At 71.4% G+C, this 21,524-nt stretch carries 17 protein-coding genes; 10 read left to right on the top strand and 7 right to left on the bottom strand.

What is annotated here, in order from left to right; translation table 11 throughout:
* Window positions 1–65: 65 nt before the first annotated feature.
* Entirely contained in the window at window positions 66–1,565 is a 1,500-nt protein-coding gene (locus ACGFZL_RS31805) for a DUF6851 domain-containing protein (RefSeq protein WP_393697025.1), read from the top strand.
* An 80-nt stretch (window positions 1,566–1,645) separates the two neighbouring features.
* Entirely contained in the window at window positions 1,646–3,166 is a 1,521-nt protein-coding gene (locus tag ACGFZL_RS31800) for an MFS transporter (protein WP_393697023.1), read from the top strand.
* A 165-nt stretch (window positions 3,167–3,331) separates the two neighbouring features.
* Here the strand turns inward: ACGFZL_RS31800 and ACGFZL_RS31795 are convergent, their stop codons facing one another.
* A complete protein-coding gene (locus tag ACGFZL_RS31795) occupies window positions 3,332–4,606 on the bottom strand; it encodes an NAD(P)/FAD-dependent oxidoreductase (RefSeq protein ID WP_355176227.1) in 1,275 nt (424 codons plus the stop codon).
* 365 nt (window positions 4,607–4,971) lie between these two features.
* Between ACGFZL_RS31795 and ACGFZL_RS31790 the strand changes: the two genes are divergently transcribed.
* The 3 genes from ACGFZL_RS31790 (at window position 4,972) to ACGFZL_RS31780 (ending at window position 9,215) form a co-directional block, all read left to right on the top strand.
* Window positions 4,972–6,252 (top strand): cation:proton antiporter, encoded by a 1,281-nt coding sequence (locus tag ACGFZL_RS31790; protein WP_393697021.1) that lies wholly within the window; start codon window positions 4,972–4,974, stop codon window positions 6,250–6,252.
* Between the two features lie 58 nt (window positions 6,253–6,310).
* Window positions 6,311–7,720 carry an MFS transporter gene (locus tag ACGFZL_RS31785; RefSeq protein WP_393697019.1) on the top strand — a complete coding sequence of 470 codons (1,410 nt, stop codon included), beginning with the start codon at window positions 6,311–6,313 and terminating at the stop codon, window positions 7,718–7,720.
* Window positions 7,721–8,186: 466 nt separating this feature from the next.
* A complete protein-coding gene (locus ACGFZL_RS31780; RefSeq protein ID WP_393697017.1) occupies window positions 8,187–9,215 on the top strand; it encodes a YdcF family protein in 1,029 nt (342 codons plus the stop codon).
* A 256-nt stretch (window positions 9,216–9,471) separates the two neighbouring features.
* On the opposite strand, the gene ACGFZL_RS31775 is transcribed toward ACGFZL_RS31780, so the two are convergent.
* The 4 genes from ACGFZL_RS31775 to ACGFZL_RS31760 form a co-directional block, all read right to left on the bottom strand.
* Complete coding sequence (locus tag ACGFZL_RS31775) at window positions 9,472–10,560, bottom strand: zinc-ribbon domain-containing protein (RefSeq protein ID WP_393697027.1); 1,089 nt, start codon at window positions 10,558–10,560, stop codon at window positions 9,472–9,474.
* Complete coding sequence (locus tag ACGFZL_RS31770) at window positions 10,520–11,086, bottom strand: hypothetical protein (RefSeq protein ID WP_393697015.1); 567 nt, start codon at window positions 11,084–11,086, stop codon at window positions 10,520–10,522. The genes ACGFZL_RS31775 and ACGFZL_RS31770 overlap by 41 nt, the downstream gene beginning before the upstream one ends.
* A 625-nt stretch (window positions 11,087–11,711) precedes the next feature.
* Entirely contained in the window at window positions 11,712–11,897 is a 186-nt protein-coding gene (locus ACGFZL_RS31765) for a hypothetical protein (RefSeq protein ID WP_393697013.1), read from the bottom strand.
* A gap of 60 nt (window positions 11,898–11,957) precedes the next feature.
* Entirely contained in the window at window positions 11,958–12,350 is a 393-nt protein-coding gene (locus ACGFZL_RS31760; RefSeq protein ID WP_393697011.1) for a hypothetical protein, read from the bottom strand.
* A gap of 542 nt (window positions 12,351–12,892) precedes the next feature.
* Here ACGFZL_RS31760 and ACGFZL_RS31755 point away from each other — a divergent pair.
* The 3 genes from ACGFZL_RS31755 to tpg are packed head-to-tail and all read left to right on the top strand — an operon-like array spanning window position 12,893 to window position 15,967.
* A complete protein-coding gene (locus ACGFZL_RS31755) occupies window positions 12,893–13,273 on the top strand; it encodes a hypothetical protein (RefSeq protein WP_393697009.1) in 381 nt (126 codons plus the stop codon).
* A 17-nt stretch (window positions 13,274–13,290) separates the two neighbouring features.
* Window positions 13,291–15,408: a telomere-associated protein Tap gene (gene tap, locus ACGFZL_RS31750; protein WP_393697007.1), complete on the top strand. Its 2,118-nt coding sequence runs from the start codon at window positions 13,291–13,293 to the stop codon at window positions 15,406–15,408.
* A 4-nt stretch (window positions 15,409–15,412) separates the two neighbouring features.
* The gene (gene tpg / locus ACGFZL_RS31745; protein WP_393697005.1) at window positions 15,413–15,967 is read left to right on the top strand and encodes a telomere-protecting terminal protein Tpg; all 555 of its coding nucleotides are present in this window, start codon (window positions 15,413–15,415) and stop codon (window positions 15,965–15,967) included.
* A 428-nt stretch (window positions 15,968–16,395) separates the two neighbouring features.
* Here the strand turns inward: tpg and ACGFZL_RS31740 are convergent, their stop codons facing one another.
* The gene (locus tag ACGFZL_RS31740) at window positions 16,396–17,352 is read right to left on the bottom strand and encodes a hypothetical protein (protein ID WP_393697003.1); all 957 of its coding nucleotides are present in this window, start codon (window positions 17,350–17,352) and stop codon (window positions 16,396–16,398) included.
* A gap of 259 nt (window positions 17,353–17,611) precedes the next feature.
* Between ACGFZL_RS31740 and ACGFZL_RS31735 the strand changes: the two genes are divergently transcribed.
* Window positions 17,612–18,145, top strand: coding sequence for a hypothetical protein (locus ACGFZL_RS31735; protein ID WP_393697001.1), 534 nt, complete (start codon window positions 17,612–17,614; stop codon window positions 18,143–18,145).
* 786 nt (window positions 18,146–18,931) lie between these two features.
* On the opposite strand, the gene ACGFZL_RS31730 is transcribed toward ACGFZL_RS31735, so the two are convergent.
* A complete protein-coding gene (locus tag ACGFZL_RS31730; protein ID WP_393696999.1) occupies window positions 18,932–21,046 on the bottom strand; it encodes a hypothetical protein in 2,115 nt (704 codons plus the stop codon).
* A gap of 253 nt (window positions 21,047–21,299) precedes the next feature.
* Between ACGFZL_RS31730 and ACGFZL_RS31725 the strand changes: the two genes are divergently transcribed.
* On the top strand, window positions 21,300–21,458 hold the full coding sequence (locus ACGFZL_RS31725) for a hypothetical protein (RefSeq protein ID WP_393696997.1): 159 nt from the start codon (window positions 21,300–21,302) through the stop codon (window positions 21,456–21,458).
* Window positions 21,459–21,524 lie beyond the last annotated feature (66 nt).

Raw genomic sequence — 21,524 nt, 5'->3', positions numbered from 1 at the left:
CAAGGGCCCGGCCGCGGACGGCCCCTTCCCGTGCGACGAGACCCCCCCTTTTTAAGGAACCCGCCATGACGACGTCAGAACGCGCGCCCGCCCCCGCCGCCCCGGCCACCCCGGCCGCCCCGCCGCCCACCGCCCCGGCCGCCCCGCAGCCGCCCGCCTTCGACCTCGACCACGGCAACTTCTACCGCGACCTGCTCGGCAAGGCCGGCGACTCCTCGGGCGCCACCCAGTCCATCGCCCCCACCGACATCCCGCTCATCGTGTGGATCGAGGACATCATGCAGACGGCGTGGTTCGACGCGCTCGCGCCCTACCACCCCACCGCCGTCGGCGTGCACAGCCGCATCCCGCGCCGGCCCGCCGCCGAGGCCGCCACCAACCGCCACAAGAACATCGCCGCCCTGCACGCCGCGAACGTCGCCGTGCGGGCCCTGTATCCCGAGCGGGCCCCCATCATGCGCCAGGTCCTGGCCATGGTCGGCCTCGACGCCGACGACACCACCACCGACACCACCACCGCCGCCGGCATCGGCAACACCGCCGCCCACGCCGTCCTCGCCGCCCGCCTGCACGACGGCATGAACGCCCTCGGCGACGAGGGCCGCACCCGCCCCGGACCGCCGTATGCCGACTACACCGGCTACCGGCCCGTCAACACCGCCTACGAACTGCACGACGCCTCCCGCTGGCAGCCCGCCCTCACCACCCACCCGCGCCGCGCCGGCGGCGGACCGGGCGACCAGGGCGCCTTCACCGTCCAGCAGTTCCTCACCCCCCACCTCGGCCGCGTGCGCGCCCACACCTTCACCGACGCCGCCCGCTTCCCGCTGCCCGCACCCGCCCACAGCGACCACACCGACCCCGGCGCCTACCGCCAGGCCGTCGACGACATCCTCGCCGCCTCCGCCGGCCTGAGCGACGAGCACAAGGTCAAGGCCGAGTTCTTCGACAACGCCTACCAGGGCGTCCTGCAGTCCACCAAGCACGCCGCCCTCGCCCACGACGCCGACCTCGACCTCGACGCCTGGGTCCACCTGCTGTTCACCAGCTCCGTCGCCAAGTTCGACAGCCTCGTCGCCGCCTGGCACCACAAACGCGCCCACGACGCGGTCCGCCCCTTCAGCGCCGTACGCCACGTCCACGGCCACAGCCCGGTCACCGCCTGGGGCGGCCCCGGCCAGGGCACCGTCACCGACCTGCCCGCCGACCAGTGGAGCGGTTACCTGCCGGCGGCCGACCACCCCGACTACCCCTGCGCCACCACCGCCGTCATCGCCGCCGAGGCCCAGGCGGCCCGCCGCTTTTTCGGCGACGACGTCCTGGACTGGAAGGTCACCGCCGCGGCGGGCTCGAGCGTCACCGAGCCGGGCACCGTGCCCGCCAAGGACACCGAACTGCACTACGACACCTGGAGCGAGTTCGAGCAGGACTGCGCCGACAGCCGCGTCTGGGCCGGCCTGCACTTCCGCGCCACCGCCCACACCTCGCTGCGCTTCGGCACCCAGTTCGGCGACCGGGCCCACGCGTTCGTGCAGCGCCACATCAACGGCGACGTCGAGGACTGAACCCGCACCACGGCGGCCACCCCCCCTGCCCCCGCCACCGGGGTGACGGTTCGAGCACTCTTCGATGGGAGACGTTTGTCATGGCAACACCCGCAGCACCGGCATCCGGGCCGGGCCCGACGCCGCAGGCCGACCCGCGGCGCTGGCTGATCCTCGCGGTCGTCTGCACCGCCTACCTCATGGTCGGCCTCGACCTGACGGTGATGAACCTCGCGCTGCCCTCCGCCCAGGACCACCTCGGCTTCAGCGACGCCCAGCGCCCCTGGATCGTCACCGCCTACGCCCTGCCCTTCGGCAGCCTGCTGCTGTTCTGCGGACGCCTGTCGGACGTGGTGGGCCGCAAGGAGACCTTCCTCGCCGGCGTCGCCGGGTTCGTCCTGGCCTCCGCCGCCGGCGGCGCCGCGAACAGCTTCGCCATGCTGGTGGCCGCCCGCGCCTTCCAGGGCGCGTTCGCCGCGATGCTGGCCCCGGCCGTCCTGGCCCTGGTGGCCACCGTGTTCACCGACCCGGGGGAGAAGAGCAAGGCGTTCGGCATCTTCAGCGCCGTCGCCTCCAGCGGCGCCGCCCTCGGCCTGATCATCGGCGGCGCGCTGACCTCCGCTCTGGACTGGCGCTGGTGCATGTACGTCAACGTCCTGATCGGCGGCCTCGCCCTGGTCGGCGGCCAGATCTGGATGCGCCGCCAGCCCAAGCCCGGCGCCCGCATGGACGTCCCCGGCGTCCTGCTCGCCTCCGCCGGCATGTTCTGCCTGGTCTACGGCCTGACCAACGCCGCCGAACACAGCTGGGGCACCTTCTCCGCGTGGGGCCTGCTCGTCCTGGGCGCCGCCCTGCTGATCGCCTTCACCCTCTGGCAGACCCGCGCCGCCAGCCCCCTGCTGCCCCCGCGCCTGGTCCTGGACCGCGACCGCGGCGCCGCCTACCTCACGGTGCTGATCGTCGGCCTCGGCCTGTTCGGCGTCATGCTCTTCCTCGTCTACTTCATGCAGAACAACCTCGGCTACTCGGCCATCACCTCCGGCGTCGCGATGCTCCCCATGATCGTGTTCACCACGGTCGCCGCCGGCATCGGCGCGGTCAGGCTGCTGCCCAAGTACGGCCCCAAGCCGCTGATCGCCACCGGCATGACCCTCAACGCCGCCGGCCTGGCCTGGCTCGCCCTCATCGACGCCGACGCCACCTACGCCGCCGACCTCCTCGGCCCGCTGCTGTGCATCGGCTTCGGCATGGGCCTGGTCTACTCCGCCGCCGCCCGCACCGGCACCTCCGGCGTCGCCCCCCACGAGGCGGGCATCGCCTCGGCGTGCATCAACACCGGCCAGCAGCTCGGCGGCGCCGTCGGCACCGCCCTGCTCAACACCATCGCCGCCACCACCAGCGCCAACTGGCTCGAGGACCACACCAAGGGCCGGCCCACCGCCGAGCAGACCGGCCTGGCCGCCATCGAGGGCTACACCACCGTCTTCTGGTGGTGCGCGGCGATCTTCCTCCTCGGCGCTCTCCTCGCCGCCTTCCTGCTGCGCCCCGGCCCCCTGCCGGCCCCCGAGGCCCCGGCCGGCGCGCCCGAGCCCGCCCGGCAGGACGAGCAGCCCCAGACCTGACCCCGCCCGCCCCGCCGGCCCGGCCCGCGCGCGACCCCGTCGCCCGCGGCCGGGCCGGCCCACGTAACCCGGCCTTCCGCGCCCGGCCGCAAAGGAAAGGGCCGGGCACACGAAGGCGGCGGCCGCGGCATCCGCCGCGGCCGCCGCACCCGGCGAGCTGCTGCCTCACTCGGTGGCGGGCACCTGCGCCGCGTCCCCGATCAGGTCGGCGAAGTCCAGGTTGAACAGCGTGTGGTCACCGGTCAGACCGGAGACCAGCTTCACGAAGTCCACCTTCGCGTCGTTCTTCTTGTCCGGGTCGGTCAGCTCCTGCGCCAGGTTGAAGTAGAAGCCCTTCGTCTTCGACCGGTCGTAGAAGTGCTCCACGAACGTGCGGATGTCGTTGAAGAAGTCCTGGTACGCGCCGGCGTACCGGTCCAGTGCCTTCTCCTCGATCTGCGGGTGCTCCACCACCACGTCCAGCACCTTCGACAGCGCGCTGCCGGCCATCGTCGCCAGCGCCACACCGGTGGAGAACAGCGGGTCGACGAAGGCCGCGGCGTCCCCGACGAGCACCCACCCGTCGCCGTGGAAGCGCTCGTTGGTGTACGACCAGTCCCGCGCGGTGCGGAACCCGGCGGTCTGGTGCGCGTCCTTGAGGAGTTCCTTCAGCTTCGTGGTCTTGGCCATCTCGGAGTGGAACAGGTCCTCCAGCGCCTGCTCGGAGTCCTTCGCGGTCGCCGACCGCGTCACGTAGCCGACGCTGAAGACGCCCTTGTCGATCGGGATGCCCCAGAACCAGCCGTCCTTGATGCCCTCGATCAGGATGTTCGTCCACTCGTCGCCCGGCAGCCGGTGGCAGCCGTCGAAGTACGTCCACACCGCCACGTTCTGCAGCTGGTCGTGCCAGTTCACCTGCGAGTACTTCCGGCCGATCACCCGGGTCTGACCGGAGGCGTCGACCACGACGGCGGCCCGGGCCTCCTGCACGCCGTCCAGGCCGCGCACCGCGAAGCGGACCCCGACGACCCGGCCGTCCTCCTCGACGGTGTCCTTGACCGTCGCCTCCTCGATGACGGTGGCGCCCAGCTCACGCGCCCGGTCCAGGATCATCGTGTCCAGGTCCGCGCGCCGGGTGTGGAACGAGTACGGGATCTTCCCGCCGGTGCTGAACGAGAAGTTCCACGGCACCTCGTTGTTGCCCCACACCAGCGTGCCGCCGTACTTGCGCTCGAAACCGCGCTCCTCCATGCGCTGGGTCAGCCCCAGCTCCTCCATGGGCAGCATGAAGCCGGGAATCAGCGACTCCCCGACGTGGTAGCGGGGGAAGCGCTCACGGTCCAGGACGAGCACGCGGCGCCCGCGCTTGGCGAGCAGCCCCGCGGTGGTCGCACCGGCGGGCCCGCCGCCGATGACGATGACGTCGAAGCCGTCAGAGATACCGAACAGGCTGGGCGACATGGGCTGGCTACCTTCCGCAGATCCGACATTCGCGCGACCCGGCCGGCCGGGAGACCTCCCGCCCGCAACCGCACGTCGCGCTCCCCGCCAGCGTGCGGCCGGCCGGCCGGCCCCGTCATCGCCGAAATTGCTCACCCGCCCCGGCCCCAGCCCGCCCCGAGCCGTCCTCGACCGGCCGCCCCCGCCACCCGGGCCGTGTGCCCTCTTCACGCGCCGCGGAGAAACGCTCAGGACGCGCGCGAGAACCGCTCGAACCAGACCCGTCCCCCCCTCGAGCCCGCCGCCGAACAATGCTGACCGGCCCCGCCCCGCCCAGCCCTGCCTCGCCTCGCCCGCCTTCCTCTTCCGCACCGGAGACGGATGTCATGGATTCGCAGCAGACCACCTCGCTCCTGACCGGCCTGGCCGCCATGGTCGTCCTGTCCCGCCTGCTCGGCGTCCTGGCCCGCCGGCTCGGCCAGCCCGCCGTCGTCGGCGAAGTCCTCGCCGGCATCGCCCTGGGCCCCACCCTCTTCGACGGCGCCGTCTGCGACGCCCTCTTCCCCGCCGGCATCCGCCCGCTGCTGGCCGCGCTGGCCGCGGTCGGCGTCGCCGTCTTCATGTTCACCGTCGGACTCGAATGGGACCCCGCCCTCATCCGCGGCAGCGGCAGCCTCGCCGTCACCGTCTCCCTCAGCTCCATCCTGCTGCCCTTCGGCCTGGGCTCCCTGCTCGCCCTCCACCTCGTCGACGACTACGGCACCGGCAACCGCACCGCGTTCCTGCTCTTCATGGGCATCGCCATGTCGATCACCGCCTTTCCCGTCCTGGCGCGCATCCTCACCGACCGCGCCATGCACCGCACCCCCCTCGGCGTCGTCGCCCTGGCCTGCGCCTCCATCGACGACGTCCTCGCCTGGACCCTGCTGGCCGCCGTCGTCGCCGTCAGCGGCTCCGCCGACGCCGAACAGTGGCGCCTGCTCCTCGCCCTGCCGTTCCTGGCCGCCATGCTCTACGGCGTGCGCCCCCTGCTGCGCCGCTTCGCCGCCCGCGCCGGCGCCCTGCGCCTGACCCCCGGCGCCCTGGCCGGCGTCCTGGCCGGGCTGCTGCTGTCCGGCGCCGCCACCGAATGGCTCGGCCTGCACTACATCTTCGGCGCGTTCCTCTTCGGCCTCGTCCTGCCCCGCGAGGGCGCCGAACGCCTGCGCGCCGAGGCCGCCGACCGCATCGGGCACCTCAACGGCCAGCTGCTGCTGCCGGTGTTCTTCCTCGTCGCCGGCCTGGGCGTCGACCTGTCCCACCTGGGCGTGTCCGGGCTCGGCGCGCTGGGCCTGATCCTGCTGACCGCCATCGGCGGCAAGTTCACCGGCGCGTTCCTCGCCGCCCGGCTGAGCGGGATGCCGCCGCGCCCCTCCGCCGCGCTCGCCACCTTGATGAACACCCGCGGCCTGACCGAGCTCATCGTCCTCAACGTCGGCCTCCAGCTCGGCTTCCTCACCCAGGACCTGTACTCGCTCATGGTCGTCATGGCCGTCGTCACCACCGCCATGGCCGGCCCCCTGCTGACCGCCCTCCTCGGCCGCCCCGGCACCCCCGCCCCGCACGCGGAGCCGGCCCCGCCGCCCCCCGGGGCGCGCACGGACCCGGCGAGCACGACGACCGTCTGAAACCCGCCCCGCCCCGCCCCGTCGCCCCCCTTCCCGCCGCCGCCGAAAGGGCCCGCCCATGGCCACCGACCCCGCACCCCCGCCGCACCACCCGCTCACCCCGCAGGAGTTCATCGACGCCCACCCGCTGAGCCGCCGGCAGTGGCTCATCGTCGTCCTGGGCCTGCTGGCGATGATCGCCGACGGCCTCGACGCCACCGTCGTCTCCTTCGTCTACCCCAGGATCCGCGACGACTGGTCCACCCCGATGAGCACGGTCACCGCCCTGGTCACCGCCGGCGTCCTGTCGATGATCGTGGGCGGCGCCGCGGCCGGCCCGCTCGCCGACCGCTACGGCCGAAAGAGCGTCGCCGTCGCCGGCATCGCCGTCTTCGCCACCGCCACCGCCGGCATGTCCCTGGCCCAGAACGTCACCGTCTTCGCCGTGCTGCGCCTGACCGCCTGCCTCGGCCTGGGCGCCATCCTGCCCACCGTGATGGCCCTGGTCGCCGACTGGACCCCGGCCGCCCGCCGTGTGCAGTGCGTCGCCCTGGCCTTCTCCGGAGTCACCGGCGGCATCGTCCTGGGCGGCGTCCTGGCCTCCCTGCTCGTGCCCGCCGCCGGCTGGCAGGTCCTGCTCGCCGTCAGCGGCCTGGCCCCGCTCCTGCTCGTCCCCGCCCTCTGGCGCCTGGTCCCCGAGACCGTCGGCGTCCTCACCGCCCGCGGAGCCGGCATCGAGCGCATCCGCGCCGCCCTCGCCACCGTCGCCCCCCACCACGACACCAGCCGCGTCCGCCACGCGCCCGCCCCCGGGCCCGGCCACGCCGGGCGCCGCCCCGCGGGGGTCGTCCTCTCCCGCCGCCTGGCCCGCACCACCCTGTGGCTGTGGGTGAGCTTCTTCCTCGGCCAGGCCATCGGCGCCGGCCTGATCACCTACCTGCCGCTGCTCGCCGAGCGCACCGGCCTGAGCGCCGCCCAGGCCGCCGTGGCCACCGCCGCGTTCGGCTGGGGCGGCCTGGTGGGCCAGCTCTCGGTGTCCTTCGTCCTCAAGCGCCACGACCGCTTCCGCGTCCTTGTGACCCTGTGGGCGGCGTCCATCGCCGCCCTGGTGGCCGCCTCGGCCACCACCGCCCACTTCGCCGCGCTCATCGCGCTCATGTTCACCCTCGGCCTGTGCCTGCCCGCCGCCAACTCCGCGCTCCAGGCGATCGCCGCGGTGGCCTACCCGGCCTCCGCCCGCGCCACCGGCGTCAGCTGGGCCAACACCGCGGGCAAACTGGGCCCGGTCGCCAGCGGCCTGCTCGGCGGCCTGATGGTCGACGCCGGCTGGAGCCTGGCCACCGTCCTGCTCACCCTCACCGTCCCGGTCGCCGTCTGCGTCGCGGCAGCCGTCGCCCTCGCCACCCTGGGCCGGCGCCACGCCCCCGCAACCCCGGCGGCCACCACCGCACCCCACCCGGCCCCGCTCCTGGCAGCCGACCAGCCCTGACACCGACCGACCCGCCCGACAGGGGCCCGGACACCGTGCGCTGCCGGGCCCGCGTGCCCGGCACCGCACGGCCGCCGCCCGCGAGCAGCCGCACGGCACATGGCCCCCGCCGCCTGTCAGCACCGCAGACCGATGACGCCCCACCCGCGCCCCGCGGCACCAGACCGGCCCGCAGCCCGGCCGGCACCGCACGGGGCCGCTCTGCCCGCCGGGGCCGTGCACGAGGGGGGTGTGTCCCGGCCGGGTGGGGGCAACCGGGTGACCGGGGCACCGAGGGTGCCCCCTCGGGTCAAGAGAAAGCGGGAGCCGTGTACATAGGTCTGGGCACCATCGTCGTCATCCTCCTCATCGTTCTGCTCGTGGTGATGCTCCGCCGCCGCTGACGTCGCGGCGCCTGCGCCGGCACCCCGGTCCGGCGCCGCCACCCGCTCGGCCGGGATCACGCCACGCCTCGTAGGATCGGCGCATGGTGGCCCTTGTACCGTCGTTCGTCTGCCTCTTGCTGTTCTGTGCGGGGGTGGTACGAGACCGCCGCCGGGTGAGCAACGCGGTCCTGCTGGGCCTGTCCGCCGTCTTCGCGGTGATCGCGCTCTTGCTGCGGGTGGCCTCCGAGCGGGCCCAGTCGGGCCGCGACCTGGCCGTCGCACTGCTCACCCTGGCGAGCGCGGGTGTCGTCACGCTGGCGTGGTTCCTCATCGCCAACGGGATCACCATGGTCCGCAAGGAGGGCAGGAGCCCGGCGAACCTGCTGTCCCTGGGGGCGGGCACCGCCCTGGTCGCCCTGCTCGCGCTGCTGGTCACCGCGCTGGTGCTGCACACGCACACACTCCTGGTGGTGGCGGCGACGGCGGTGGCGCTCGCCGGATACGTCGCCTTCCTCTTCGTCTGTTTCCTCGTCTACGGGGGCCTGTACGGGCGGGTGCGCATCCGGCGCCGGGCCGACTACGTGGTGGTCCTCGGCTCCGGCCTGATCGGCGGCACCACCGTGCCCCCGCTGCTGGCCGGACGCCTGGAACGGGCCCGCACGGAACACGCCAGGCTCTCCCGCAGGGGCCGGCGCCCCGTCCTGCTCACCTCGGGAGGGCAGGGACCCGACGAGAAGCTGCCGGAGTCCCACGCGATGGCCGACTACCTGCTCGCCCGGGGCTTCCCCGCCGACCTGATCCAACGCGAGGACCGCTCGCGGACCACGGACGAGAACCTGGCGTTCAGCAAAGCCCTGATGGAACGGGCGAACCCCCACTACCGGTGCGTGATCGTCACCAACAACTACCACGTCTTCCGCGCCGCGGTCACCGCCCGCCGCACCGGCGTGCGGGGCCACGTGATCGGCGCCCCGACCGCCGCGTACTTCTGGCCCAGCGCCATGATCCGCGAGTTCGTGGCCCTCCTGGTCGCCTACCGCCGCACCAACGCCGCACTCTTCCTGCTCGTCCTGCTGAGCGGCCTGTTCATCTGGTGGCTGGGCTGGCCGTCGCCGGGGGCCGTCACGTAGAGACCGAGGATCCCCGCCGGCTTCGGGCTCGACGGGCAGCGCTACGAGATCCGGTCCAGGGGACTGGCGGCCACGTACGAGCTGCTGTCCGCCGACGGCACCCGGCCGCACCGTGTCCATGGTCGGCGCAGGCGACCGGGAGATCGGCCCGATGCCCAGCGGCCGGCACAGCCGGCTGTCCGCACATGGCCAGGGAGACGGCCGGTTGAGACCTTCATCGGGTCAGGAAACGACGGTCGCCTCCACCGCAACAGCCTCAGCGCTGGGCTCCCGGCCCCTCGTCCCGCCTGTTCGCCGCCCACTCCCTCACCCGCTCGATCGTCTCGTCCGGCGTAGGCGTCGCCGAGTACACGACGAACTCCGCGTAGTCCGGGTCGTCGATCGGCAGCGGCGGCAATGGATGCTCGCGCAGCCTCGCCACCAGATATCCGGCAGCCAGCAGGTCACGGGACTTCTCGATGTCGAGGTCGGCCTTGTGCGCGTGCCAATAGGAGCCGTCGTACTCAATGGCGAGCTTCTGCTCCCCAGCCGTCTCGGCCATGATGTCGACGAGCCAGTTCGCACGCCGGGCGAACGCCTCGTGCCGCACTGACCGGCCGGACGATGCCTGGCCGAAGGCGCGCTCCGCGGCTGCCCAGTGGTCAAGCTCTATACGGGACTTGCCGTGCTCTCGGCACTCGGGGCAGCCGCTGCCGTTTGCCCGTGAGGACAGAGCTGTCTGCCATGTGTGATCCGGGTCTGCGGAGCAGATCCAGGCAGGTGTGAACAAGGTCTGGCCGGTCGGGCGCACCTGCCACGCGGACAGCGGATTGGTCGGTGACCACTCCGCTGCCAGTTCGGGGAAGTGGTAGGCGAGCGAATCGAGGATTGTGCGGCATTCCGGGCAGCGCAGGCGCTGGCCCTGCTCCCGGCGAGCCGGTGTCTCCTGCCACTCGTGGCCGCAGTCTGGATTCCGCCACCACACGAGTTTGCGCGAACCGGGCGACACCTTCGACAGCTGAGTCTTCCCGTTCCTGGTCGGGTGCCACTGTGTGGCGATCTCGGCGTTCAGACCGAAGGCCTCGGGATCCGCCTCCAGACGTTCCGCACGTGTGTCCTGCCCACGGCAGGACGGGCAGCCGTTGCGCAGATACGTGAGCGGAGACTGGCGAGCGCGGTGCCCTCGCGGGCAGCGCAGCCGGCGCTGTGACCCGTGGTCCGCGACCATCACGGTGCGGGGATCCGCCTCTTCGTCCCAGGCGGCGAGCAGCTCGGGCACGTCCGCGACCGGCGTCGTCTGATATCGGGCGTACTCCGCCTCCCGCTCAGCGCGTTGCTTCGGTTCGCACTCCGGGCACTCGCACATGCTGATCACGACGAGGGTTGATCTGGCACTGGCAGCCGGAGCCGATGTCCCCCAGCCGCGCGGCGCTCAACCGACCGCAGTACCGGCACCGAACGTGGTGCGGGTCGTCGGAGAAGGACGGGGCGGTTAGCGCGCTGAGATAGTCGTATCCATTCTTCTCGGCGTGCTCCCGCGCCGCGGCCTCCGGAACGGGGCTCAGGTCAGCGTAGGCACCCATGGCCTGCCGGGCCTCCCGCGCCCACTCCCGCCAGTAGCAAGCCCGGCACGTCGCTTCCCTGTACGCGTTCTTTTCCAGGGTGTAGTCGAGGCGATAGTGCGCCTCGCAGCCGCATGCCAGGCACCGGGTCAGGCGCCATGCCTTCGGTTTCGTGAAGGGCTCCAGCGGTTCCAGGTCGCCCTGGCGCAGTATTTCCGTGATGTGGGTGTTGCACCAGGTGCTCTTCGTGCGTGTGGAGAACGCGGCAGGCTGCCCGCAATCCGGCTCGGAACACGGCTGGCTGGTCTCACGGGGCGACATGGAACTCATGTGCGGATTGTTGCAGGGGCACTTCGGTGGCCTGCGAAGGGCCTCCTCTGCTGCCACTTCCACCCCGGAGGACCACGACACCCGCCTCGACGTCGACTTCAGCCCGCCGAAAGACGAGCGGGCCCCAGCGGCCAGAACCATCTGGCGGTCCGGAATACGTGTCAGGCGCCCGGGCGGGGAGAGTGACAGCCCCCGCCCGCGCGCGGGGCGTCGGCACTACGGATCCCAGTTCTCGTCCCCGACGGCGCTGGCGGCGAAGCTGCAGATGGTCTCGTCGACTTCGTGGAGCGAGCGTACGGGCTCGTACCTGCGGCGGCAGGGCAGATCAGCACCGGTCCGCCTGGAGCTTCAGCATGTCGAAGAAGCCCCGGCCCGGTCGATCAGATCGCAGGCGCCGGCTCCGGCGACACGTCGCAACCGGCTGACCTTTCGATGCCGCGGCCGCCAGGCCGGCGCGCTGCCGGGACAGGCGGCCACGACCGCCGACCGCTGAAGGGGCCTTCCGCCACGCAGGAGTCCTCGTTGGTAGGCCAAGCCGTCCTTCGACGCATCGTGCACCTGAACCAGGAAGAGACCGACCCCGCGCCCGTCACGGGCTTGTGCCGTGCCAGGACCGGACGGGGCTTTAGGCGATGGTGTCGTCGAAGAAGATGACGCCTGCGCCGAAGGCGCCTCCACCGGTCAGTACGGCGGTGGCCGGGTTGGCGTCTCCGAGTGCGGCCACGGTCCCGGCCCCGATACCCACCAGCACGCTCAACAGCAGGATGAGGGCGGAACGTTGACTCAGCAGCGGGTCTCGGCCGTTGTGCAAGAACTTGAGGGAATATGAGCAATGTTGAGCATGTGGATCTTCCGTGGAGACGTTGGCCGCTCAGCGTCGGCGAAGCGTCTGCAGAAGTTCGCCGGTGTCGTCGAGTGCCCAGAAGCCCCAGCCGTTGCGATTGGGCTTCACGTGCGGCTTGAGCGCCTGCAGGACCGCGCTGGCTGCCCCGCTGGGAGTGCGGTACGCGCCGGCTGCCGGGCCCTCGGTGATCGTAAGCGTCTGGGTGGCGGGATCGTACAGGCCGGGAGTGCGTACTCCGTCGTAAATGGCATGCACGGCAACCCGGTCGCCCGGGGGAGGTGAGGGCGCCGCGGCGGGGGAGGACTGCTGGAAGTGTTCGACCAGCCGGTGCACCGCCTCCCCGGGGGTGACGCTCCAGGCGCGGGCGAGCAGGTCGATCTGGGTGTGGGTGACGTCGTCCACCGTGATGTTCTTGGTCATGGGGACAGCGTACACCTGAATGAGAGAATATGAGAAAAACAGAGAAATCGATCCTCTTTTGCCGACTGGCCGGGAGTGCGGGCGCAGGAGCGCCGTATGCTCACGCCGTACCGGCGGCTCCACCGGCCGGCGGGCCGGCGCCACCACCGGATCCCGGTCCGGCGGCATCGGCGGGCCCGCATGACACCGGACCCTGAGCCACCAGCCGCCCGGTTCGTCGACGGCCACGACCAGCCCGGAAGCGCACCCGCGCAGGAGCAGTCGGCCTACGCCGCCCTGAACGGCCGCGCCCTCGCTGTCCTGTGCCGTGGTGCCCGGCGCTCAGTCGCCGGCGGGACATCGGGGGAGTCCCGGGTCGGCAGAGGGCGCCGGTGGCCGGCCGCTGCGAGGCGCTGGCCTGTACGTGCCGTACGGCGAGCAGGGCCACGGGGTCGTGCCGCCGTGCCCGTCACTGCTTCCCGGGACTGCGCTTCGACTTCCTCGCCGACACCAACAGAACAACGAATCATTGTTCCATTGCCTGAATGCGGTAGGGTGGCCATATGTCGCAAGACCGCCGGCAGGCCCGTGAGCGATTGTCCGCCCTGGCCGCAGCGCCCGCCGACGACACCATGGCCGCGCGCCGTGTGGAGCAGGACGCATCGCTGATCGGACGGCTGCTGGCCGCCGCCGGCGAGCAGGGCGGTGACGGGCAGGCGCCGGGCGTGACGGCCACCGATGTCGGCGCTGCTCTGAGCCTGTTCGAAGGGGTGCGTGAGCAATTGGACCGGCTGGAGACCCAGGTGGTCATCGAGGCCCGGCGGCGCGGCATGGACTGGCGGCAGATCGCCCGGCACCAGGGACTGAATTCCTCCCAGGCCGCCTCCCAGCGCTACCAGCGGCTGATGACCCGGCTCGAAGAGATCCGCCAGGGTGTGCGGTGAGCGAGGAGGAACCGCAGATGAGTGACCAGCCGCCGTTGTTCACCGCGGTCGACTCGCTGCTCGCCGCTGTCGACGACGGCACTGTGCTGCCGGTTCCGGCTGAGCGGGTGCGGCTGCGCGAGACGGCCGGCCTCACCCCGGCCGCCGTCGCACAGGCGCTGGGCGTGCGGGTGGCGAGCATCACCGCCTGGGAAGCCGGCCGGGCCGAACCCCGGGGGGAGCGGCTGGAGGCCTATCGTCGCCTTCTGGAAGGCCTGGCCCACCGCTATCCCACCACCTCGCCGCCGGGCCCTGCAACGCCGCCGGCCCCGCCTCCGCCTGCCAAAAAGGCCCCCAGCGCACCAGCCGCTGACGCAATGGAACCCTACGCGTCTGCCAGATCCGCCGGGTCTGCTCGCCACCGGCCCTCTGTCCCCCCGATGTCCTCACGCCGTCCGGCCGCGACGAAGCCACGCACGCTTACTGATGCCGATCCGCGGTTCCCGCATGGCCCGCTCGCCGTCCTGGACGGCGACGGCCGTGCCTACGGCATCGGAGGCATCGTCCTTGACTGCCCGGCCGTCACGATCCCTGAGTTGGTGGAGTGGACGCTGGCCGAGTCCGGGCTGGGCGCGCCGAAACTTCACCGCTATGGCAAGGACGCCGACCCGCTGATCGTGCTCACCACGGCTGCCGTGGTGAAGCTCGGGCTGCCCGAGCGCCTGGAGGGCCACGAGCAGCGGCGGTCCCTGCGGCTGCCCGCCGACCATCCCGTAGTCAAGCAGGTAGCACGCGCGAAGTGGAAGCTGACCCAGCGGGGGTTCGGGCCGTGGGCGCGAATCTACCGCGTCGCCCAGGGGCGCGAGAGGCAGTGCGTCCAGTTCGCGATCCTGTCCTGGGACGCCCTCGATCCCCGCTCCTGGCCCGGCGTCGCCGACATGGAGCCGGCCGACATCGCCCGCGTCCTCGGGGCGTACGCCCAGCGGGTCGTCACCCCGCGCGGCTCCACTGCCGTCTGCGGCCTGGAGTTGATGACCGCCCTGCGCCCGCCCACCCGCCCCGCGCGCGACGAGGCGACCGGGAGCTGGATCCCCGGCCACAACCCCGGCTCCCTGGGCGCCGCACCGGTCGACCCGGCCCCGCCCGAGGCCACCCCGGAGCATCCGGTCGTCGTGAACAGCGGCTGGAACGGCGGCTTCCTGAACGAAGAGGCCTACCAGTGGGTGCGGCCGGTCGAGCAGCTCGGCGACGAGGAGTGCATGCTCCCCTACGCCATCGGCCTCGACCTGAACACCGCCTTCCTCGCCGCCGCGGCTCGCCTGGTCGTCGGCCTGTCCGCCCCGGACCACTTCCACACCCCGGCGTTCAACCCGAAGATCCCCGGTTCCTGGCTGGTCGACCTCTCTCACATCGACCTGGACCCGCGCCTGCCCTCTCCGTTCACCCCTGACGGCACCCGCCCGACGGGACCTGCCTGGTATCAGACCCACACCGTCGCCTACGCCCAGGAACTCGGACACGACATCCACCCGATCGAGGCGTACTTGCGCCGTGAGAGCGGCGCATACCTGGACCCGTGGCACGACCGCCTCAGGACCGCCTACCTCGAAACCCTCGCCGACCTCGGCGTCACCCGGGACCTGGACGACCGGGCCTTCCTCGCCGCGATGGAGCGGCACCAGCAGGCCGACCCGGCCCTGGTCGCCGTCCTTTCCGCGATCAAGGCCACCGTCAAGGGCGGCATCGGCAAGCTCCGCGAACGCCCGCAGGGACGCCACTACCATCAAGGGGAACGCTGGCCGGCACTCGAGCGCCCGACCTGGCGCCCCGACATCCGCGCCGCCGTCATCAGCAGGGCCCGCGTCAACATGCACCGCAAACTCACCAACATGGCGAACCTGACGGGCCGCTACCCCCTCGCCGTCCTCTCGGACTGCGTCGTCTACCCCTCACCCGGCGACAGCCCGCTCGACGTCCTGCCGTACACGGCATCCGGCAGACCACAACCCGGCGCCTTCCGCCTCGGCCCCGCTCCAGGCCTGGCCAAACCGGAAGGCGTCCAGCCGATGCTGTGGGCGGTCGACCTCATGGAACAGGGCCTCAACCCGGCCCGGCACATCAAGGGCGGCGACGCTGTCCTCGACGAAGGGGAGTGAAGCGGTGGGGGAGATCGACGACGCTCTCGACCGCGCCGAGCGGGAAGCGTTCACCAAAGAACCGCCCAAGACCCTCAAAGGGCAGATCAACTACCTGATGAAGCGACTGAAGACGACCAGGGCGGTGGCAGCGGAACTCGGCATCACCGCCGACTCCGTCAACCGCTACCGGCGCGGCGCCCGCAAACACCCGCCCCGGCACATCCAGAACCGGATCGACACGGCCATCCGCTCCCGTTGGCAGCCCCGCATCCGCGAACGCCGCCGGCACACAGCGGCCAGCACCGGCGGAATCACCATCGAGACCCGCGCCCGGTTCGGCTACCGCGCCCCGGCCGGCGCCACAGACGACGGACGGTTCCGCCGCCTGACCGTCCACCTTCCCGCGGACTATGCGCGCCGCCTGTTCGATGCCCGCGAGCAGGGCGCGGACGACCAGCACCTGCGCGGCATCGTTGCCCAAGGGTTGCAAGAGGTGTACTTCACAGACGGCGGGCGCCGCGCTGCCGGCCTCGAAGTGGACCTCAACGACATTGACTACATCGACGTCTCTTTCTGAGCCGTAAGTCAAAACAGCTCCTGGCCTCAGGATTGCCTTCTCGGAGTCAGGCCTCGTACGGCAGCGTTCGCGCAACGGCCAACTGGGGTGCTCGGTCGAGGAGCTCACGGCACACTGCGCTGCCACAGGAGAGCACCCGCGCCGAGCAGTGCACCTCGCAGGCGGTTCCAGCGGACCAGGCGGCACGGAAGTAACCGGTCGAAGAGCCCGACATGGCCTCCGCCCCGAGGCTGCTGTGCTGCTCAGCTCAGGGGACCGGCGGAGCACCGAGCCCGTAGACACCGATCCCGCCCGGCATGCTACTGGTGCCAGAAAGCCCGTCGGCTCGGTGTCGTGCGATGCATCCTCCGACACCCGGGTGTGCCCGGCCGGGCACACCCGGCGCCACCCTGCTCCGCCCGGCCGTGAGCCACCGGGCGGGTGCGCGGCTACATCGGCAGGGTCGCCTGAGCCTGCTGCTTGGCCGTGGCCTTCTGGGCGGTGAGGAAGTCCTTGATGGCCGGGCGGCTCAACAGCAGAGTCACGGTCCGGGGCTTGGGCCGATGCCCGCCGGTGAGCTCGGTCAGGAAGTCTGTGGTGACGATGCGCCGTGCCGGCGCGTCGTGTACGTCGTCGAGAACCTGTTGCTCCAGCAGACGGGCGGCAGTCTCGTCCAGAGCATTCTCGATTGCCCGATAGGCAGCGACGGCATCCTGCGCAATCGCCTGCTGAGCGCGGGCGAGTGCCTGCCGGAGCAGACGCTGGTGAAGCCAGTCGCCGTCGCCGCCGGGTGGGGGGAATGCCTCCGCGACAGCATCAATGCGCTCACCAAAACTGCCGGCCGAGATGATGGCGGGTGTCTTCTGCAGCAGACCGGCGATCCGCTCCACCTCGCGCGGATCGGGCTCGTCCGCCCGGAACGCCGGTTCGGGGCGCTCCTGGGCGATGTCCTCGCTCAGCACTTCCCATCGCTCGTGCAGGTCGCCGGCCCAGGACGCGGACACCTCCCACTCATGCACCACGCTCTCCACGACGAACGCGAGCCGTACGGCTTCAACCTCGCCGTCCTGGCGTCGTGCGGCCGCGAGGAGCGTGTCCGCTCGTTTCCGCAGGGCGGCCGACACATCGCCGCGCCCCGCGAGCGCGGAATCGTCCTCGCTCTCCTCCCCGTCCGTGGGCAGCAGGACGAATTCGTCCGCGTCAAGATGGTCGCGATCCCAGTACAGGACGCGGGCCCCGCAGGCCGCGGCCAGCTGGGCCATGCCTCCGGCGTCGTAGTCGCCCTCCCCGAGGACCGCTCGCAGAGCCGTGTCGCCACTCACGGATGCCGAGATCAGCTGTAGACCGTGCCGCGCGGCCAGCCCGGGCAGCGCCTCGACGACCTTGCGCAGGTCGGAAACACCCATGGAACAACCTCCAGCATGCCGTGATCGCATTCCGGCGCTGACCGTAGCCCGTTGCCGGCCGGGCCGGGAGCAGGTCGCGCAAATCCCATCGGTCGGCAGTGGTCCGAGGGACCATGAGCGGGCCGGAGGGGTCCACCGAAACGATCCTTCACCTTCTCGGGCCGATGCTCCGTCCGGCGAGGGGTACGAACGGTGCAGCCCAGAGGCGTTTGGTTACCGTGGGCGAGTGGATGCCGTGACAATGGGATGGACAGGGGCGGTGACGGCCGCCCTGATCGCCGCGCTGGCCGCGACACTCGGCCCTCTTGCCCTGCAGCGCAGGAAGGAGCGCGCAGACAGCCGGCAGAGGCTGGAGGACACCACCGCACGGCGGATCGACGCCGTCAACGATGTCGGCGTGAGCTGCCGTACATGGCTCACCTACCTGGTCCGGGTCCTGGACGACGCACAGGCAGGACGAGCACCGATGATCACCGACTTCGACGACAAATCCGAGATCCTTCGATCCGCCGCCGAGACCGCCCTCGCCCAGGCGGCGCACGCCGGCTACGAGCTGTTCGACAGCGAACTCGCCTACGCGCTGCGTTCCCTCGAATCCGCCGTACGAAAGGCCGTGCTGAACCCGGCCGATGCACCGTGGCTCCAACTCCGCGACCAGGCGAACAGCTACTACGCGCCCAGGGCCGTGGTCAGGATGCACATGCTCCGCGAAGTCAGCGGTCTCCAGGCCCCCACCGACCCGTTGGCGGGCACGGTCTTCGACGCGCGCAGACTCCCCAGGAACCGGCGTTGAACTCGGCTGCAAGACCTAGCCACCCAGGTCTTCTCCAACGGCCCCCAGTGCCTGCCCCTGGCATCTGCCGCTGAGCCGCGGGTATCCGGTACAAGATGTGGCAGGGTATCGGGCCACCGGGAAACAGTGCGCTGGGCCGTGTGGTGAGTTCGTCCGGGCAGCGAGGGCAGCATCCTCGGTGCCGCTCTCTCCGTTGATATGAAAATGGGCAGAAGATCCGCTGCGTGACATCGGAATCCAATCGCCTCTCTTCCTGATCGCCCAGCCCACAGCCGGCCGACGGGACATTAGGGCAACGCTTACGAATCAGGGCTTCAGTCCTGGCCTGGGCCACACTCACCAAGGACACAGGCAAGCCAGGGGAGTGGCGCCCAGCTCCTCGGGTCTCAGGTCAGAGCGCACTTTCGTGGCAGACGGCAGTTGGGGTGAGGAGGATGTGATCGAGGTCTAGCTCTTCAAGGAGGGCGGGGTGCGCCTGCTCATGACCCCTCCCCAAAGCTCCGGTCAACGAATGATGAGCCTTGCTCCACAAGAAACTACGGGCCCGGGGATCAGCCGTCCCGGGGCCCGGCTTGGTGGAGCCCATCGTGCGCCTCGGCCCTGAGCAGGAACACGCCCCCCAGCACAGTGCGGGAGGCTATGCCTGAAGCAGGGAAGGACCTCGGGCTGCACAGCGCGTTCGGTTCCCCCTCATTTCGGTTGTCCCGGAAAAGGGAGGAGCCGGCACTGCTGTCGGCGATCGGGCCGAGCGCCTGAGACCGCTGTGGCCGCGCCGCGAATGGCTGGTTACTCGAGGCGCTGGGCTTGCTGGTGCAGCTCTCGTACGGTTCGGCGCCACTGGGAGGCCTGGATTTTCGTTTCGAACCAGGTGTCGGTGGCCGGTGTGTCGTTCCACTCCTTCATGGCGACCGTGAGCCCGATGGTGTCCCGTGCCGCCTGCGGGTTGGCCAGAGCCGAGCGGATGCGTTGGGCAGCGTCGTGCACCTGGTGGGCGGCGCGGTAGTAGGCGAGCTGGGCCTCGGTCAGGCGGCGGGTGGCGTAGCCGCCGCATTTGCTGCACGGGTCGAACCGTGCGGCGTGCAGCATGCCTTCGACGGTCGTCAAGTCGTAGTCGCGGGTGAGGCCGCCGTCGTGGCGTTGATGCGCGCAGTGCGGGGAGTGGGCTCGGCCCTGGAAGTGTCCGGTGGCGTCCGTGGTGTACAGCTGCACCCGCGCCAGCACGCCCAGCGGCAAGCCGGAGCCGCTGTGCCAGGCATCGTCCGAGACCGGCTCGAAGGGCTCCAGATCCAGCTGTTCCATGGTCAGCAGACCGTGCCACACATCGCGGGGGAAGGCGGTGCTCCGCCGGTAGCCTGTTTCGTCGTAGCCGCCTTCGAGCTCCCGCAGGTCGGGCACTGTGCGGGCGAGTGCCAGTGAGCGCAGCGCCGCCCGGGCGTTTCGGGGTTCGCCGAACAGGCCGCTGAGCCGTGCCACCACCTGCTCGCCCTCGGCGATGCCGAGGCTGCGCCCGAAGTCCGGGTGTTGCGGCTGGTGGACACGGGCCGGCCAGACAGACCCGGTTTCGGGAGAGTCCGGATCCGGGGCAGGGACACTCACCTCGGGCAGTAGTGCGGCGGGCAGGTCATCGGCCGCAGCGATGACCAGGTACGGGCCTGAGGCCTTCACCCGCTGTTCCAGTACCGACAAGGGCATCACTTCGGGTCCGTTCGCGGCGGACAGGACGAGGTAGAGCTGGTCGGCGTCCGGTGCGAGGGCGCGCAGCGCTCGCAGGTGGGCGGCGGTGACCGGACGCCTGGCGCCGACCGGCACGTCGTCGAAGACCCCCGGCTCCACCATCAGCTCCGGCGCAGCCGCCGCGTCGGGGCGGCCTTCCTCGTCGGCCTCGACGACATTGCAGGAAAGTGCCGAGCGGGACGACAGCAGGGCCGCCGCGACAGGCTCGGGCACCTGCAGGGCGAGGGTCAGGTGCTCCCAGTCCGCGTTGCTTCCCCAGGAGGCGAGTACGCCCAGCTCCCACTCGCTCAGGCTGTGGAGAAAGGGCTCCTCTCGAGTACCTCGGCTTCCCGGGCGCGGTACGGGAAGCCGGGCGAGCAGCCACCGCTCCCCGCTGTCGCTCTCGGCGGCTGCTTCGGCAGTGGCCGTCCAGGCGGATACCAGCCGCTGCGCGTGCCTGAGCACCGCGTCACGCCCCTTGCGGCGGGCACCCAGCTCGTGCACGAGCTGGTGGGCGATATAGCTGTGATACCGGGGATGTTCCCAGCTGTCGGCGGCCCGACTGCTCCACGTCCGCCAGAGTGCGTTCAGATGCGATGCTGTCTTCTTCGGCTCGCCGAGCGGAGCCAGCGCCGGGTCGTCCGCCTGCAGATCCGGGGCCTGCATGGCGGCAGCGCCGGCCGCAACCACCAGCGCGTTCCGGCTTGTCAGCTGCCTGGCCTGCTGTTGCAGCAGGGAGACGTAGGAGGCTTTGCGTCGCATGGGGGCGTCGGCCCAGGGCTTCAGCCAGGGGAACGGAGCCAGGAGCTGGTGGGCCCGGTACAGGCTGGCGGCTGCGTCGCGCCACTGGCCGAAGATGTCCGCGCGGTCCTGACGGGCGTCCTGTCCGGCCCGCCAGTCCTCCTCGTCCTCCCCGTTCTCTTCTCCTTCGTCCGGCTCGTCCTGCCCCTCCGGGAGCGGCGCCTCAAGGGCTTCCTCCGGTACCCGCTTCAGCAGGGCAGCCGCCTGGCGCACCTCGTCGTCCGTGCGGGCGTCTTCGTCCGGCCCGGTGTAGCGTTCCAGTTCGTACAGCAGGCCCATGCCGGTCAGCGCGTTGAGGAAGATACCCGCGCCCGTACCGGGGCGGGCCCATGGCCCGTATGCAGCGCACTGCGGGCACATTCGCTCGACCGCCGTGCTGAGCGGCACCTCCGAGGAGGAGAGGCGGCCGGAGCGGACCCTGGAGCAGCGCTGCGAGGCATGGAGCTTGGCCGCCTTCCCGGGCGTCGACCAGACCGTGACAGGCGAACCCGTGAAGGGCCCCAGCGGCACCTCCGGCGACAACCGACCGTACGTCACACGAACCCCCTCTTTACCGGTCTTCGACCCTAACCCTGCCCACTGACAAGCCGCCTGCCCGAACGCCCCGACCGGTGTCACCGGGCGGGGCCACGCTGCGCGCGTGACCCTGCCCGACCCGTCCCAGAAGGACATCGACGCCGCCGTGGCCGTCCTCTCGCGCTATGGCCGCGCCGCGGACGCGCACACCGAAGGCGTGGCCGAACTGGCCGTAGCACTGGGCGTGCTGCGCACTAGGTGTATTGATCACGAGCGTTGTTGACACGCGTGGGTGCTTGATCATGGCGAAGACCTCCGGTGTGGTGGAGCTGTCTAGGACTGCACCGCA

Origin of the sequence: Streptomyces sp. NPDC048182 (assembly GCF_043202555.1) — a bacterium.
GTDB lineage: Bacteria > Actinomycetota > Actinomycetes > Streptomycetales > Streptomycetaceae > Streptomyces.
The sequence above is the reverse complement of the archived record's forward strand: the minus strand, read 5'-3'. Positions and strand labels throughout refer to the sequence as shown.